The sequence below is a fragment of the Devosia lucknowensis genome (assembly GCF_900177655.1).
Classification (GTDB): Bacteria; Pseudomonadota; Alphaproteobacteria; order Rhizobiales; family Devosiaceae; genus Devosia; species Devosia lucknowensis.
The window spans coordinates 1,385,684-1,402,053 of sequence record NZ_FXWK01000001.1; the positions used below are offsets into that span (position 1 = coordinate 1,385,684).

At 63.5% G+C, this 16,370-nt stretch carries 16 protein-coding genes; 6 read left to right on the forward strand and 10 right to left on the reverse strand.

Features of this window, described 5'->3' with window-relative positions:
- Positions 1-40: 40 nt before the first annotated feature.
- The 3 genes from rlmB to CCK88_RS06700 are packed head-to-tail and all read left to right on the forward strand — an operon-like array spanning position 41 to position 1,745.
- Complete coding sequence (gene rlmB, locus CCK88_RS06690) at positions 41-799, forward strand: 23S rRNA (guanosine(2251)-2'-O)-methyltransferase RlmB (RefSeq protein ID WP_086469691.1); 759 nt, start codon at positions 41-43, stop codon at positions 797-799.
- Positions 796-1,188 (forward strand): hypothetical protein, encoded by a 393-nt coding sequence (locus CCK88_RS06695; RefSeq protein WP_086469692.1) that lies wholly within the window; start codon positions 796-798, stop codon positions 1,186-1,188. Before rlmB ends, CCK88_RS06695 begins: the two co-directional genes overlap by 4 nt.
- A gap of 14 nt (positions 1,189-1,202) precedes the next feature.
- The gene (locus CCK88_RS06700) at positions 1,203-1,745 is read left to right on the forward strand and encodes an AAA family ATPase (RefSeq protein ID WP_086469693.1); all 543 of its coding nucleotides are present in this window, start codon (positions 1,203-1,205) and stop codon (positions 1,743-1,745) included.
- Positions 1,746-1,747: 2 nt separating this feature from the next.
- On the opposite strand, the gene CCK88_RS06705 is transcribed toward CCK88_RS06700, so the two are convergent.
- A complete protein-coding gene (locus CCK88_RS06705) occupies positions 1,748-2,500 on the reverse strand; it encodes a CPBP family intramembrane glutamic endopeptidase (RefSeq protein WP_086469694.1) in 753 nt (250 codons plus the stop codon).
- Positions 2,501-2,633: 133 nt separating this feature from the next.
- Between CCK88_RS06705 and CCK88_RS06710 the strand changes: the two genes are divergently transcribed.
- On the forward strand, positions 2,634-3,902 hold the full coding sequence (locus CCK88_RS06710) for an FAD-binding protein (RefSeq protein WP_086469695.1): 1,269 nt from the start codon (positions 2,634-2,636) through the stop codon (positions 3,900-3,902).
- Here the strand turns inward: CCK88_RS06710 and CCK88_RS06715 are convergent, their stop codons facing one another.
- From CCK88_RS06715 to xylF, 8 genes are all read right to left on the reverse strand, one after another.
- The gene (locus CCK88_RS06715; RefSeq protein WP_244557445.1) at positions 3,903-4,775 is read right to left on the reverse strand and encodes a polysaccharide deacetylase family protein; all 873 of its coding nucleotides are present in this window, start codon (positions 4,773-4,775) and stop codon (positions 3,903-3,905) included.
- A gap of 79 nt (positions 4,776-4,854) precedes the next feature.
- Positions 4,855-5,319, reverse strand: coding sequence for a YaiI/YqxD family protein (locus CCK88_RS06720; protein ID WP_086470848.1), 465 nt, complete (start codon positions 5,317-5,319; stop codon positions 4,855-4,857).
- A gap of 143 nt (positions 5,320-5,462) precedes the next feature.
- Positions 5,463-6,590: an S-(hydroxymethyl)glutathione dehydrogenase/class III alcohol dehydrogenase gene (locus CCK88_RS06725; protein WP_086469697.1), complete on the reverse strand. Its 1,128-nt coding sequence runs from the start codon at positions 6,588-6,590 to the stop codon at positions 5,463-5,465.
- Between the two features lie 62 nt (positions 6,591-6,652).
- A complete protein-coding gene (locus tag CCK88_RS06730; RefSeq protein WP_140048907.1) occupies positions 6,653-7,381 on the reverse strand; it encodes a DUF1345 domain-containing protein in 729 nt (242 codons plus the stop codon).
- A gap of 30 nt (positions 7,382-7,411) precedes the next feature.
- Positions 7,412-8,098 (reverse strand): DUF1345 domain-containing protein, encoded by a 687-nt coding sequence (locus tag CCK88_RS06735; protein WP_140048908.1) that lies wholly within the window; start codon positions 8,096-8,098, stop codon positions 7,412-7,414.
- 96 nt (positions 8,099-8,194) lie between these two features.
- Positions 8,195-8,977, reverse strand: a complete 783-nt coding sequence (locus CCK88_RS06740) for an ATP-binding cassette domain-containing protein (protein ID WP_086469700.1) — start codon at positions 8,975-8,977, stop codon at positions 8,195-8,197.
- A 10-nt stretch (positions 8,978-8,987) separates the two neighbouring features.
- Positions 8,988-10,307, reverse strand: coding sequence for a sugar ABC transporter permease (locus CCK88_RS06745; protein WP_086469701.1), 1,320 nt, complete (start codon positions 10,305-10,307; stop codon positions 8,988-8,990).
- A gap of 111 nt (positions 10,308-10,418) precedes the next feature.
- The gene (xylF, locus tag CCK88_RS06750; RefSeq protein ID WP_086469702.1) at positions 10,419-11,453 is read right to left on the reverse strand and encodes a D-xylose ABC transporter substrate-binding protein; all 1,035 of its coding nucleotides are present in this window, start codon (positions 11,451-11,453) and stop codon (positions 10,419-10,421) included.
- Between the two features lie 227 nt (positions 11,454-11,680).
- On the opposite strand from xylF, the gene CCK88_RS06755 reads away from it, so the two are divergent.
- Positions 11,681-12,922, forward strand: a complete 1,242-nt coding sequence (locus tag CCK88_RS06755; protein ID WP_086469703.1) for an ROK family protein — start codon at positions 11,681-11,683, stop codon at positions 12,920-12,922.
- A 126-nt stretch (positions 12,923-13,048) separates the two neighbouring features.
- On the forward strand, positions 13,049-14,476 hold the full coding sequence (locus tag CCK88_RS06760; RefSeq protein ID WP_086469704.1) for a mannose-1-phosphate guanylyltransferase/mannose-6-phosphate isomerase: 1,428 nt from the start codon (positions 13,049-13,051) through the stop codon (positions 14,474-14,476).
- A gap of 4 nt (positions 14,477-14,480) precedes the next feature.
- Here CCK88_RS06760 and cysN read toward each other — a convergent pair whose 3' ends face one another.
- On the reverse strand, positions 14,481-16,370 hold the full coding sequence (cysN, locus tag CCK88_RS06765; RefSeq protein ID WP_086469705.1) for a sulfate adenylyltransferase subunit CysN: 1,890 nt from the start codon (positions 16,368-16,370) through the stop codon (positions 14,481-14,483).

Sequence of the window (16,370 nt, forward strand, 5' to 3'; positions counted from 1 at the left end):
CTGCTTGCGGAAAGCCCGCAAACCCGGTACCGCTCCGCACATGAGCCGCAACAAGTTTCCGCCCAAGCCCAAATACGATCCCGATACCGGTCCGGTCTATCTTTACGGCCTGCACACGGTGCGCGCCGCGCTGGATAACCCCGCCCGCATCAAGAAGGTGCTGCTGGCCACGCCCAACGCCCTCAATCGTCTCCAGGAGACCGGAGCGAACCTGGGCAAGGTAAAGGTCGTCGAGACCAACCCCAAGGAACTCGATCGCCTTCTCGGCGGCGAGGCCGTGCACCAGGGCGCGGCCCTGGAAGTGGATCCGGTGACCCGCTTCGGGCTGGAGGACCTGCACGAACCCAAGCTGGTCGTCGTGCTCGACCAGCTGACCGATCCGCATAACGTGGGCGCCATCCTGCGCACCGCCTGCGCCTTCGGTGCCCAGGCAGTGATCACCACGGCCCGCCACTCGCCGCGCGAGACCGGCGTCATGGCCAAGGCCGCTTCGGGGGCGCTCGATCTCGTGCCGATGATCGAAGTGCGCAACCTCGGTGATGCGATCGAGAAACTGAAGGAACGCGGCATGCTGGTGCTGGGCTTCGACTCCGAAGCCGAGGCCCCGTTGCGGCCGCGCACGGATTCGCGCCCCATGGCCGTCGTCCTCGGCGCCGAGGGCAAGGGCCTGCGCCTGCGCACCCGCGAGCTTTGCGACGAGATGGTGCGGCTCGACATGCCCGGCCCGATCAAGTCGCTCAACGTTTCCAATGCAGCAGCCATCGCGCTGTTCGCCGCGACCGCCGGACGCCAGGCATGAGCACTTTCGAGCCCTTCGCCATGGCCCTGAGGCTGTCAGGCGTGTCGATTGCGCAGAACGAGCTCGACGCGGGCCTCAGGCAGCTCAGCGTCCGCTATGAACCGGAAGACGCCGACAACAGCTTTTACGCGCAGATCGATGTGCCCGTGGACAATCCGGTCCGCGCCGTGCTGGATCTGGCGGAACGGTCGGGACCGGCGCTGGCGGCCATGCTCGACGACCGACGCGTCGGCAAGGCCGTGCTCGACATCGCCTTCGACTATCCCGCGGAAGGCGAAGCCATGTCGGCCCGCCTGCCCGCCCATGCCGCGGCGGCCATCGCCAATCACGGCATCGACATCGAAATCTCCGTCTACCTGACCGACGTCGAAGACGACGAAGAAGACTGAGCGCGACGACGTCGATGGGCATCCGGAACTACTTGATCGAAGGCGGCTCCGGTACCGGCAAGACCACTGTTGCCGAAGAGCTCGAGCGACGCGGGCACCACGTGGTGCATGGAGACCGGACCCTCGCCTATTATGGCGACCCCGATACCGGCGAGCCGATGCGGACCCCGGAGTTCGCGGACGAGGCCGACACGGTCAGGTGGGGATTGGACCACTGGATCTGGCCGGTGGAAACCGTCAGGACGCTGATCGCGGACCACACGAGCGCCATCACGTTTTTCTGCGGGCATTCGGCCAATGCAGCGCAGTTCACGTCCCTGTTCGACGCGGTCTTTCTTCTCGACGTCGATGCGCAAACCCTTCGCACGCGGCTGATGAAGCGGCCGGAAGACGAGTTCGGCGGAAAACCGATCGAACGCGACGTGGTCTTGAGTTTGCATCAAACCCAGGACGACCTCGCCGGACATGCGGTGCGCATCGACGCGACGGCGCCGATCACCCGCGTGGTGGATGACATCCTCTCCAGATTGAGCGGTGGTGACCCGCGTATCGGCTGAAACTATCCGCCCGGCGCGATCGGCGTATGTCCCAGGGCCAGGAGATCGGGCAGGAAGAACTCGGTCCAGTCGTTGACGATGTGCGCGCCCGCCGACACCCAGAGGTTGCGCGTCAGCAGGAAAGCCGCGGTCAGCACGAGCCGGGCAGAACCGATGCCGCCGAAGCACTGAATCAAATTCCAGTTGTAGGTGGGCAGATGTACTGCGGCGAACCAGGCCGTGGAGACCAGCACCGCAATGACGAGCCCGCTGCCGCGCGACATGCCGAAGCGACTGACGCAAAGCCAGAGCACGGCCAGCAGCGGCAGTATGGTCATCAGTTCCTCGCCAATCAGCTGGATGGCCGTGCGAACAAGGAAGCCGCCGAGGTCGATGCCGCCGCCGATACCGGCCGCGACGCCGCTCGTCGGGTTGGCGCTCATCGGGACGACCTGCATCAGGAAGAAGCCCACCACGAAGGACACAACCATGGTGAGAAGCCCGAAGCCTATGGCTTGTGCGATCTGCTTCACACCCACCCTGCGGAACAGCGCCGTCTGTCGGCCGCTTGTGACCCGGGCGAGCACCAAGAGCGGCAGGCCGGTATAGATCACCGCCGGCACGATATTCAGCGGCAAGTTCGGAAACGGCAGCGTGATCAGCAAAAGAAAGGCGATCACGACCGATGACAGGATGGCGAACCAGCCGGACGGTTTGATCGCCACCGGCTGCCCATTGTAGTACGGAAAGTCAGGTCCCATGCGGATCACATCCACGCTACAGGTCGGTCACCAAGCGTTAGTGCGACGCGCGGCTCCAGTCCAGTTCGGTGTGCAAGCGGAAAAAGCGCTGGCAACAGACCGGACTTCCGATGGATAATGGGCGAAACTTATCCTCGAGATTCCAACCATGCGCGCATATTCGGACACTGTCGCACCAGTGCGCAACTGGGCCGGCAACATCACTTTCTCGGCCGCCACGATTGCCTACCCCGAAACCATCGAGCAATTACAGGCCATCGTGCAGGCCGCGCAAAAGGTCCGGGTACTGGGCTTTGGTCACTCGTTCAACCGTATCGCCGACACGCCTGACACCCTTGTGTCCCTGCGCAACTTGCAGCGCCGCATCGAGATCGACAGCGATGCCCGAACGGTCACCATCGACGGCGGCGCCAGCTATGCCGACATCGCCCCTGCCCTGCATGCGGCCGGTTTTGCGCTCGCCAACGTCGCCTCGCTCCCCAATATCACCATTGCCGGCGCGGTGGTAACGGCGACCCACGGCTCGGGCGACAGCAACCGCAACCTCGCAGCCGCCGTTCGTGGCCTTCGGCTGGTCACCGCCAGCGGAGACATCGTAAGCCTCAGCCGCGGCGATGCGGATTTCGCAGGCGCCGTCGTCAGCCTCGGGGCACTGGGCGTGATCGCCGAAATGACCCTCGACCTCGTGCCGACCTTCGACATCCGCCAGACCGTCTATCTCAACCTGCCGGTCGCGACGGTGATCGACAATATCCATACCCTCACCGCCCGGGCCTACAGCGTCAGCCATTTTACCCGCTGGCAGGGCGACAGCGTCGACCAGGTCTGGGTCAAGGCGCTCGCCGAGGATGGCGAACCGGCTGCCGATATCCTGGGGGCACTCCCGGCGACGGCAGCATCTCATCCCATTCCGGGCATGGATGGCAGCACCTGCACGGGACAATTCGGCGTCGCCGGCCCGTGGCACGAGCGGCTGTTCCACTTTTCCATCGGCAATGCCGCTTCGGCAGGCGCCGAGCTGCAGTCCGAGCTCTTCGTGGCACGCGCCGACGCCCCTGCGGCCATCGCGGCCTTGCACGCCGTGCAGGACCAGTTCTCACCCGCGCTTTTCGTTTCGGAGATTCGCTCGGTCGCCGCCGACGACCTGTGGCTGAGCTCGGCCTGCAGGCAGGACACGATCGGCTTCCATTTCACCTGGAAGCCCGATTGGGACACCACGATCGCTGCGGTCGGTGTTGCGGAACGTGCCCTCGCGCCCTTCGCGCCACGCCCGCATTGGGCCAAGCTCTTCACTCTGGCGCCTGATGTCGTGCGCTCACGTTATCCCAGGATGCCCGAATTCAAGGCGCTGGCAGACCGGATGGACCCAGAGGGCAAATTCCGCAACGACTTCGTTACAGACCTGCTGTTCGCCTGATCACTGCGTGGTGGGCGAGGCGTCGACCGGTGCATCGGCAGTGATGACGCTGCGTCCGAACACGCCCGACGTCCTGGGCACGAGCCGCACCACCGAATAGCCGCGCGCCTCCAGATCGGCCAGGAAGCCGGGCAGCATGTCGACGGTGCGCTGGTGAATGTCGTGGAACAGGATGATGCCGCTGCCGCGCGCATCGAGCCGCTCCAGCGTCCGCGTGGTGACGACTTCAGCGGTGTCCTTGAAATAATCCTTGCTGTCGATATCGACGTCGAGAACGACCATGTCCCCCTGCAGCAGCGTCGTGCGCAGATAGCCCGTCTGCGAAAGATAGGGAAACCTAAAGAATGGCGACAAGCGCTCCGGACCAAGGGCCGCCGCTACGGCCGCCTCGCCGCGCGCGATCTCGTCGATCGCGGCCTGCCGGTCGAGCTGTGTCAGGTCGGTATGGTCATAGGTGTGACTGCCCACCGTATGGCCGCGCCGGGCGACTTCTTGTGCCAGCGCCGGATTGGCCTTGGCGGCTGAGCCAAGCATCAGGAACGTGGCCTTGACGCCATAACGATCGAGCGCATCGAGGATGCGAGGCGTCTTGCCCGCGCGCGGTCCATCGTCGAATGTCAGGACGACTTCACCGGGCCGGAGAATGATATCGGCTGTGGTCGCCACTTCGAGCGTACGACCAGCGAGTTGGCTGGACGAAAAGATGCGGTTCGGCATGGGTTGCGAATACCGGGCTGACGCCGTCTGAACGACACTGGCGGTGGTGGTCATGTCGGCCGCTGCCGCGACGTCGGTGTGGCGAATGGGCTTGGCGCATCCGGCAAAGCCAATTCCCAGGAGCCCAACGGCAAGAACCATACGCAACAAACGCAAGTGAGCACCTTCAACGCCAAATCAACAGCGCTCACAATTTGCGATTATGGTTAATAATCCCCTCGCGAAAACTTAAGGACTACTTACCGGCGCCAGTTTTGGCGCGGCGTCCCAAGGTGTCGAGAGCACTCAAAAATGCCGATCGATCCGCCGGCCTGAAACCGGGATTGTAGCCCTGGATTTCTCCGGTCTCGCGCAGATGCTGCTTGAGGTCGCGCATGGCCAGCGCCATGCCGATGGATGCCGTGGTGAAGGGCTTGCCGGTAAAGCCCAGCACGTGACAGCCCTTGTCGATGGCGCGGCTCGCCAGCGGAATATCGGCGGTGAGGACGATGTCGTTGGGTTGGGCCTGCTCGACGATCCAGTCATCGGCTGCGTCCGCTCCCGATGGCACGACCACGACACGGACCATGGGATCGCGCGACGGACGGACACCCCCATTGCTGACAAAGGTAATGACCAGACCCAGACGCTCCGCCACCCGCCTGGCCTCGTCCTTGACCGGGCAGGCATCCGCGTCGACGAAGATGGCAGGGTCAGGCATGTCCATTTTAGCTACCACAAAAAACCCCCACCCGGCCTCCCCCTGAAGAAGGGGGAGGAGCGGCGCCGACGGGAGACAAGACACCGAAGCCAACTCGATAGATCCCCTCCCCCTTCTTCAGGGGGAGGCTGGGTGGGGGTGGCTCAGTAGACAACCACCGAGCGGATGCTTTCGCCCGAATGCATCATGTCGAAACCCTTGTTGATGTCTTCGAGGCGCAGCGTATGGGTGATCATGGGATCGATCTCGATCTTGCCGTCGAGGTACCAGTCGACGATCTTGGGCACATCGGTACGGCCCTTGGCCCCACCAAATGCCGTGCCCATCCAGGTACGTCCGGTCACCAGCTGGAACGGCCGGGTCGCGATCTCCTGCCCTGCCCCGGCCACGCCGATCACCACCGACTTGCCCCAGCCGCGATGGGCGCATTCGAGCGCCTGACGCATAACCTTGGTGTTACCGGTGCAATCGAACGTATAGTCCGCCCCGCCGATCAGGTCGCCACGGCGTTTCGTGAGATTGACGATATGGGGCACGACGTCTTCGCCGATCTCGGTCGGGTTGACGAAGTGGGTCATGCCGAAACGCTCGCCCCACTCCTTCTTGCCATTGTTGATGTCGACGCCGATGATCATATCGGCACCGGCGAGGCGCAGGCCCTGAATGACGTTGAGGCCGATGCCACCGAGCCCGAAGACCACCGCCGTCGCGCCGATTTCCACCTTGGCCGTGTTGATCACCGCGCCGATGCCCGTCGTCACGCCGCACCCGACATAGCAAACCTTGTCGAAGGCAGCAGCCGGATCGATCTTGGCGACGGCAATCTCCGGCATGACGGTGTAGTTCGAGAAGGTCGAGCAGCCCATATAGTGATGGATCGGCTTGCCCTCGAAGGAAAAGCGGGAGGTTCCATCCGGCATGAGGCCCTGCCCCTGCGTGGCACGGATGGCGGTGCACAGATTGGTCTTGCCCGAGCGACAGGAATAGCACTCGCGGCATTCCGGAGTGTAGAGCGGAATGACGTGGTCACCCTTCTTGACGGAAGTGACGCCCGCACCGACGTCGACCACAACGCCCGCGCCTTCATGACCGAGAATAGCCGGAAACAGGCCCTCGGGGTCGGCGCCCGAAAGCGTGAAATCGTCGGTATGGCAAAGGCCCGTGGCCTTGATCTCGATGAGGACTTCTCCGGCCTTGGGTCCTTCCAGGTCAACCTCGACGATCTCGAGCGGTTTTCCGGCGGCGAAGGCGACGGCGGCACGGGTCTTCATCAGGCACTTCCTTATGCTAGTTCGGCGCGAACATCGCATGCGGCCCCAGTGCGTCGCAACCTCTAGCCGCCGCCTCCCCCGCCCAAACTCATCATCACGTTGACCGCCGAAGCCAGGATGATCGTGTTGTAGAGGTGGGAGAAGACGAGGTGTACCCCGACCTGTCTGCGCATGGCGTTGGAGGTGACCTTGGTGTCAGACGTCGCGACCGACGTACCGACCGTGTACGAGAAATACATGAACGCCGTGCCATCGGGACGGTCGGAACCGGGGAAGTCGAGGCCTCCTTCGAGATCAGAGTTGCCTTTCCCGCCCGTGCCAGAAGCCTGGTAGTATTCATAGGCATAATGGAGCGCGCCCATCGCCTGCACGGTGAACCACCCCAGGAGAACGGAGGCGAGGCTGATCGCCACTTCGACCGGGTCGGGCCGCTCCCCGCTGTTGAGCGCCAGAAACAGGGAAATCAGCGACGCAACGACCACGATCACCACGATCAGGAAAATGCCGACGGCCGGTGTGTCTTCCTCCCGCGCATGATCCTGCAGGTAGTCGGCCGTGAGGTAAGGCAGCTTGATGAAGGTCAGTACCAGAAACGTCAGGAACAGCACGTTCGAGGAGAGACCGACCGTGTAGGCGGGCAGCCAGAACACGGTTGCCAGCAGCGTCAGCGCGCCGAGCACCATGCTGACCTTGAACTGCGCATGCCGCGGCATGATCTTGTCCACGGCCAATCGCTTGCTCGACATGTCCTCACCACGCGTTCGTCCAGAGGTCAGGTCAACGCCAGCCAAGGCAGTTGGCTCCGCCCACAACACCGATGTTCAGCTGCCGACGGCAACCGCGACGTTGACCGTGGCGGCGAGGATCAGCGTATTGAAGAAATAGGCGAAGGTGGAATGGATCAGCACCAGACGCCGCATCTTGCGGCTGTGCACCTGCACGTCCGAGACTGCGAAAGCGACGCCGATCACGTAGGAAAAATAGAGGAATTCGACCGCGTCGGGTTCATGGTCGTCGGGAAAGGCCAATCCGCCGGACGGCTTGCTGCCGTGGCCCGAAATCCTGGGGGTCGGCTCGTAATACTCATAGGCATAGTGCAGCGCCGCCATGGTGTGGATGGTGAACCACCCGAGCAGCACCGAAACGATGCTGAGGCTCAATTCCAGCGCCACCGTGCCGCCCTGGCGGTTGAGCGCCATGAACAAGGTGGCACAGCACACGGCGACCGTTGCCAGAACCACCCCGAAGATCACCGCGACGGGGATGTCGGCTTCGGCGGCGCGCGACCTGAGGAAAGGTCCCGTCAGCACCGGCATCACCAGGGCCACCAGCGCCAGATACACCGCAAAGAGCGTGATGGCGCCGATGACCACGGCGAGGTCGGGCACGAAGAGATAAGCGCAGCCGCCCGACAGCAGGCCGAGAATGGCCGCAACCAGGAACATGCCATGCCGTCGGCGTCCGCCCGAAAGCAGCACCCGGCCCAGCCAGTCGCGTTTCGTGGCCATGTCCCCCTCGACGAACCAGCCCAACCCTCAAGTCAGGTTAGAGCGCTTCGGGCACGGGTGGCAACGGCCTTGCGCCACCCGCGCGACGCCTGCAGATCAGCCGGCGATCGCGCCCGGACCGGCCTGTGCGCCCGGGGGAACCTTGCCCATGATGATCATGCCCAGGACTTCGTCCTTGGTGACATCCGAGGTCCTGGCCTCTCCCACGACCTGGCCGTTCTTCATCACCACGACGCGGTCGGCGAGATCGAACACATCGTGGATATCGTGGCTGATAAGGAAGATGCCGATACCATCGGCCTTGAGCTGCTTGATCAGTTCGCCCACCTGCGCGGTTTCCTGCGGGCCGAGCGCGGCCGTGGGCTCGTCCATGATGAGTATGCGGGCGTTGAACAGGATGGCGCGGGCGATGGCCACCGATTGCCGCTGGCCGCCCGACAGCGCCTTGACCGGCTCCTTGAAGCGCCGGAAATTGGGATTGAGACGCCCCATGACTTCGCGCGCCTTGGATTCCATGGCCGCGTCGTCGAGCGTGCCCAGCGACGTGACCATTTCCCGGCCGAGGAACAGGTTGGCGGCCGCGTCGACATTATCGGCGACGGCGAGCTGCTGGTAGATCGTCTCGATGCCATAGGCCTTGGCATCGCGGGGGTTGTTGATCGTGGCGTCCTCGCCATTGATGCGGATGTCGCCCGCATCGCGCTTGTAGGCGCCCGAGAGGATCTTGATCAGCGTCGATTTGCCCGCGCCATTGTGCCCGAGCAGGCCCACCACTTCCCCGCGATGCAGGGCGATCGAGGCGTGGTCGACGGCGCGGATGCCGCCGAACGAGATGGAAATGTCGGTCATTTCGACCAGGGGCGTGCCGGTGTCCAGCATTGCGCAACTCCTAATGCTTGTTCCGGCGGTAGAGCGTGTCGAGCCACACCGCGAAAACCAGGACGATACCAACCACGATGGATTGAAGCGGACTGTCGATGCCCATGAGCACCATGCCCGACTGCAGCGACTGCATGACCAGCGCGCCCAGCAACGCCCCGGCGATCGTGCCCACGCCACCGGCCAGCGAGGTTCCGCCAATCACGGCCGCCGCGATGACATAGAGCTCGTCGAGCGTGCCCAGAGCGTTGGTCGCCGCATTGAGACGGGCTGTCGAGATGGCCGCGGCGATGGCACAGAGCGCGCCCATCAGCATGAAGATCTTGACCGTGACCCAGCGCGTGTTAATGCCGGCCAGTTCCGCTGCCTCGGGGTTTCCGCCCATGGCGTAGACGTAGCGGCCGAAGCGCGTGCGGGTAGCGAGGAACGTCATGACCACGCCCACGCCGACGGCAATCAGCACCGGAATGGCGATGCCGTGCGAAATGAACAGTCCGCCTTCGGGCACGGCGATGCCGTTGGCGTTGGCATAATTCTCGGCGATCCGAACCGGCCAGGGATAGGCATTGGCCACCGCCACTGCACCCAGCGTTGCGCCGCAGCCAATGACCGCGAGCGACACCTCGGCCCAGACCGGACGCTGCGGAAAGTTGAAACGCTGGCGCTGACGGCGCCCGAAATAGAGCCCGATGACGATCGCCGCGCAGGCGATGGCAGCCACGACCCAGCTCCAGAGACTGCCGATCGAACCGGCCGGTCCGCCGCCCATCAGCTGGAAGGTCGAATCCATCGGCGCGACGGTCCGTCCTGCGGTGACCCACCAGGCCGCGCCGCGCCAGACGAGGTAGCCGCCCAGGGTAACGATGAATGCCGGCACCTTGAGATAGGCGATGATCGAGCCCTGCAGCGCTCCGATGCCGACGCCGACCACCAGCCCGGATGCCAGCGACAGCACCCAGATCAGCGGATGGCCGAGCCCGAGACCCAGCTGCACCGGCAGGATCTGCGTCTGCATGACGCCCATGACCATGCCGACGACACCCAGGATCGAGCCGACCGAGAGGTCGATATTGCGCGTGACGATGACCAGCACCATGCCGGTGACCATCACGGCGACCGACGCCGTCTGCACCGACAGGTTCCAGAGATTGCGGGGGGTAAGGAACAGCCCGCCCGAGAAGAAGTTGAAGCCGACCCAGATGATGGCGAGCGCACCGATCATGCCCAGGAGGCGGGTATCGATCTCCGTTGCCATCAGGAAGCGCTGGAGTGGATTTTGCACCATCTCGCTCGGATGCGTGGTGCTGGTCATGGCGCGCGGTTCGGCCATTGAAGTCCCCCTAGGAAGCGGCGCTCCGGCTCACCGGGGCGCAATCCGGTTACGGCAGTGCCGCAGCGCGAACGCCGCGGCACCGTCTCACCAGTCTACGTCAAGCCAGGCTTAGTCGCACGCAGCAACCGAACCGGCGGCAACGCCCTGGCACACCACATCCTTGGTGACCCAGCCGGCGTCGATAACGACGTCGAGGTTGTCCTTGGTGATGGCGACAGGAGCGATGAAGAACGCGTTCATCGCAACGCCCTTCGGTCCGCCCGAGAACGGCACCACACCGGTCACGGCATCAAGCGCGGTCCCACCGGCCAGCTCGAGGGCCACCTCGGCGGCCTTCTTGCCCAGCTCGCGAGCATCCTTCCATACCGAAACGGTCTGGGTGCCCAGAGCGATGCGGTTGAGCGCGGCGTGGTCGCCGTCCTGGCCGGAAACCGGCACGGAACCGGCCAGACCCTGCGCGGTCAGCGCTGCGATGGCACCACCGGCGGTGCCGTCGTTGGAGGCGACGACGGCGTCGACTTCATTATTGTTGGCCGTCAGGAACTGTTCCATGTTGGCCTGTGCGACTTCCGGGTTCCAGTTGTCGGTATAGGCTTCGCCGACATTCTTGATGGCACCCGAGTCGATGCCGGCCTGCAGCACTTCCATCTGCCCTTCGAACAGGAAGTCGGCATTGGGATCGGCCGAATTGCCCTTGATGAAGACATAGTTGCCTTCGGGCTGGACGGCGGCAACGCCGGCAGCCTGCAGGCGACCAACTTCCTTGTTGTCGAACGTCAGGTAGAAGGCATCGGGATTTTCGATCAGGCGGTCATAGCCAACCACCGGAATGCCTTCGGCCACGGCGGCGGCAACGGCCGGGCCGACAGCTTCGCTGTCCTGGGCCAGAACGATGATGGCATTCGCACCCTGGCTGATCAGGCTTTCGATATCGGTCAGCTGCTTGGACGCGGACGACTGCGCGTCGGCGGAAATATACTGCGCGCCGGCAGCGTCCAGCACGGCCTTGATGGCGGCCTCGTCGGTCTTCCAGCGCTCTTCCTGGAAGTTGTTCCAGCTCACGCCCACGACAATCTGATCCTGCGCGATGGCCGAACCGAAAAGTGCGGTCGACGCGAGCAGGATCGCTGCGAACTTGTTCATATCTGTCCTCCCATGGGCAGCGTGGCTGCCCGCAATGCAAGTTGGCGGCATAACCCCAACCAGGCGCCGCCTCCCTGCGCCTTGAGCATTATTTTTACTGCTCGAAAAAAGAACTCGCATGTGTCATCGCGCCATGTCAACGTCAATTTCGACCCTCGAAGATAATCACGGGTTGAAGTATGGCCACTGGAATGGTGATTTGAACGCCGGGTTTGGGAGGTGCGCGCTTGACGCGAAACGTCAGCGACAGTGATAGCGTCCGGCGGCAGAACCGCGGCCTGCTGCTCGCTGCCCTGCGTTCGGGCGGACCGCAGTCGCGCACCGCCCTGGCCGGGGTGACCGGGCTGAGCCACGCCAGCGTCACAGCCATCATGCAGGATCTCATCAGCCAGGAGATCGTCGAGGAACTGACGGCTTCCGATCGCCCCGATGCGCGCATGCGCGGGCGGCCCGCAACGCTGGTGGGCTTCCGTCGCTCCGCCGCCTATGTCGCGCTGTTCGAGCTGGACGTGAACCGGCTGCGCGCGTCGCTGGTCGACTATTCCGGCATCCTGGTCGACCGTATCGAAACCGCCATTACGCCACAGACGTTTCGGGAAAGTCCGCCGACAGCCTTCTTTTCCAACCATTTGAAGCAGCTGCGAGCCCGCACACCGCAGGCCGGTGCAGCCCTCCGGCGCATGGCCATTTCCGTCCAGGGCATCCTGGATCGAGAGAGCAGCATCGTGAAATGGTCGCCCATTCCCATGCTCGCAGAATCGACATTCTCGGCGGATCTCGCGGCGGACACCGGTTTGCCCGTGACCTTGCACAAGCGCGGGCGCCTTCTTGCGGAAGGCACCCGCTGGCTCGACCCAAAGCTGCACGACGCCAGCGTCGCGACCGTATTCATCGGCTCGACGGTCGCTATGGGTCTCAGCCTGCACGGTCAGATCGCCGGACGCGGCGAAGGCGGTGCCACCGAATTCGGGCACATGAACCACATTCCCTCCGGGGCGCTGTGCCGGTGCGGGATGCGCGGCTGTATCGAAGCCTATGCAGCAGACTACGGGGTCCTTCGTACCGCCTATTCCGTTCCCGAAACGGCGTCCCCTGCGCTTGCGGTGCCGGCCCAGCAATTCGACTCGCTGATCCAGCGCGCCGGTCAGGGGGATCGCGCGGCCAAGCATGGATTCAATCTGGCCGGACGCGCCATCGGCTACGGCCTGAGCCGCATGCTCTCGATGTTCGATCCCTCACATATCCTGATCGTCGGCCCCGGCGCGCGCGCCCTGCCCCTGATGCAGGGCGAAATCGAGGCGGCGCTGGGCGCTTCGCTGGTCTGCCGCATCAATGGCATGCCGACGATCCTGGCGCATCTCGACGAGAAGGAGCCCATTTTCCGCGGCCTTCTCATGAAGACGCTTGGCGATGTCGATCGGGTCGACTTCGCCGCTCTGCCGTCAGTGCCCCGTGCCGAGGCAGGTTAGATCTACTCTTGCAACTTAGTTAAAATGCCGACATTACTGTATAGCCCCGAAACAGTCGCAAAAAGCGACGGAGACTAAATCGACACCACCAGGTGTTGCGTTCTCTTTTGTTTTGGAGTTGCGGCGGTGAGTAAGAATATCCTGCCAGTCATATTGGCTGGCGGCCAGGGCACGCGCCTGTGGCCGATGTCACGAGCAGATATGCCCAAGCAGTTCCTGCCCTGGATGGGCGGAACCAGTCTTTTCCAGCGCACACTCTTGCGGGTCAGCAATGCGGCGCGATATCGACGGCCCATCGTGGTGACGCATGCCGACTATGCTGCGCTGGTGAAAGAGAGCGCGGCACAGATCGGTCTGCCGCTCGAGGCGATCCTGCTCGAGCCCGTCGCCCGCAACACCACGGCAGCTATCGTTGCCGCGGCAGAATATGCGTCCACCCGCTTCGGCCCCAATATCGCCTTGCACGTGGTTCCCTCGGATCACGATGTGGAAGTGAACCAGGCCTATTGGCAGGCCAACGATGCCGCACTGGAAGCAGCACGCCAGGGCGGCCTCGTGACTTTCGGAATTCAGCCGACGACGCCCGAAACCGGTTATGGCTATATCAAGGCGCCGGCGCAGGTCGGCACCAGTGCCTCGCGCATCGAACTCTTTGTCGAAAAGCCGACCGCCGAGCGCGCCTCATCCATGCTCGCCGAGGGCGGACACTTCTGGAACTCGGGAATGTTCATGTTCGAGGCGGGGACATTCCTTGCCGAAGCGGATGCGCTGTCGCCCGATGTCACGTCGTCCGTCCGGCGCGCCATCGCCAAAAGCACCGCCATTTCGGGCGGGCTGGTTTTCGATGAGGATGAATTCGCGCAGGCTCCTAATATCTCGATCGACTATGCCATCTTCGAAAAAACCTCCAAGGGCGTCGTCGTCGCGGCAGCGCATGGCTGGGCGGACCTGGGCAGCTGGGACGGCGTGTGGAAGACCAACGCCCACGATGCTTCCGAGAATTTCATTCAGGGCGAGGTGACGCTGGACGAAGTCACCGGATCGATCGTCGTTACCGACCACGCGCATATCGCGGTCCATGGGCTCACCGACATTGCCGTGGTCGCGACACGCGACGCAATCGTGGTGACGCCGAGGTCGATGGCCCAGAAGGTCAGTCACATCGTGCAGCTTCTCAGAGACAATACCCAGACGCGGGCACTGACCCAGACTCAGCAGGTCGCCTACAGGCCTTGGGGCAACTACGCGTCGGTGGCCAAGGGCGATCGCTATCAGGTCAAGCGCATCTCGGTGAAGCCGAACCAGAAGCTGAGCCTGCAGCGACACCATCATCGCGCCGAGCACTGGATCGTCGTCAAGGGCGTCGCCGAAGTCACGATCGACGGCGCGGTTACCTTGCTGGGTGAAAACCAGGCGATTTTCCTGCCGCTCGGCTGCGTCCACCGCCTCGCCAATCCAGGCAAGATCGATCTGGAGCTCATCGAGGTCCAGACCGGCTCCTACCTGGGAGAAGACGACATCATCCGGCTCGAGGACGAGTACGGCCGGGTTTGATAGTCTAGATCTTGAGCCAGCCGCGCAGTTGTTCGGCCAGTTCGAGGGGGTCGGCCTCTGCGCCGTGCAGCACCAGTTCGGGATTGCTCGGCACCTCGAACGGCGAGTCGATGCCGGTGAAATTCTTGATCTCGCCCGCTCTCGCTCGCTTGTAGAGCCCCTTCGGATCGCGCGCCTCGCATACCTCGAGCGGCGTATCGACATAGACTTCGGTAAAGTCGATATCCCCGGCAATCTCGCGAGCCAGGCGACGCTCCTTCTCGAAGGGCGAAATGAACGATACCAGCACGATCAACCCCGCATCGGCCATGAGACGGGCGACTTCAGCCACGCGGCGAATGTTCTCGACGCGTGCAGCCTCGGTAAAGCCGAGATCCTTGTTGAGACCGTGGCGGACATTGTCGCCATCGAGGATATAGGCGTGCCGTCCCTCGGCCGTGAGGCGCTTTTCGAGGAGATTGGCCACCGACGATTTGCCTGAGCCGGACAGGCCGGTGAACCAGACGATGCGCGGCGTCTGCCCCTTCATCCCGGCGCGAACGCCGCGATTGACGTCGAAAGACTGGTAGGTGAGGTTCTGCGCTCGCCGCAGGCCGAAGTCGACCGTCCCTGCCCCCAATGTGGCATTGGAAATGCGATCGACCAGGATGAAGCCGCCGGTGAGCGGATTGGTGGCATAGGGATCGAAGGCGATGGGCTTGTCGGTGGCGATGGTGACGGTCGCGACCTCGTTGAGATCCACCTTGGTCGCCGCCGTCTGCTCCAGCGTGTTCACGTTGGTGCGGAACTTGAGATCGGTGATCGCCGCCGGCACGGTCTGCGATCCGATCTTGAGAAGATAGGATCGGCCCGGATAGGCGGGTTCCTCGTTCATCCAGACGATCCTGGCCTGGAACTGGTTTGAATATTCGGGGGTCTCGCCCGTATGGGTCAGCACATCGCCGCGCGAAACGTCTATTTCGCGGTCGAGCACCAGCGTCACCGCCTGGCCTGCGATCGCCTGCCGCAGATCGCCGTCCATTGTGACGATGCGGTTGATGACCGCTGGCTTGCGCGACGACGCGACCAGCACCTCGTCCCCGACGGAGACGACCCCAGAGGCGACGGTGCCCGAAAAGCCACGGAAGTCGAGATTGGGCCGGTTGACCCATTGCACCGGGAACCGGAATTTTTCCGCTGCCCGATCCTCTGACACGTCTATGGCTTCGAGATACGGCACCAGCGCGGCGCCCTTGTACCAGGCCGTGTGCGCGCTCGGACGAAGGATATTGTCACCGCGAAGCGCCGAAACCGGCACCGCCGTCAGAGTCTTGAAGCCGAGCGGCTCGGCGAAGGCCCGGTACTCGGCCACGATGCGGTCGAACGTCGCCTGATCGTAGTCGACGAGGTCGATCTTGTTGACCACGAGGACAACGTGCTTCACCCCGATCAGCGACAGGATGAACGAATGGCGCCGCGTCTGGGTCAGCACACCTTTGCGGGCATCGATCAGCACCAGCGCCAGTTCGGCATTGGACGCGCCGGTGGCCATGTTGCGGGTGTATTGTTCGTGCCCGGGCGTGTCGGCGACGATGAACTTGCGCTTGTCGGTCGAGAAGAAGCGGTAGGCCACATCGATGGTGATGCCCTGCTCGCGCTCGGCCACGAGACCATCGACCAAAAGCGAAAAGTCGATGCCCTCGTCGCCAACGGACCGGTTGTGACTTTCCTTCTTGAGACTGGCCAGCTGGTCATCGAGGATCAGCTGGCTGTCGTAGAGCAACCGACCGATCAGCGTGGACTTGCCATCGTCGACACTGCCGCAGGTCATGAAGCGCAGGAGGGACTTGCCCGTCTGTTCGGCCAGCCAGCTATCGAGAGCGGTCTGCGAGGAAAGTGAAGTCGCCAGCGACAT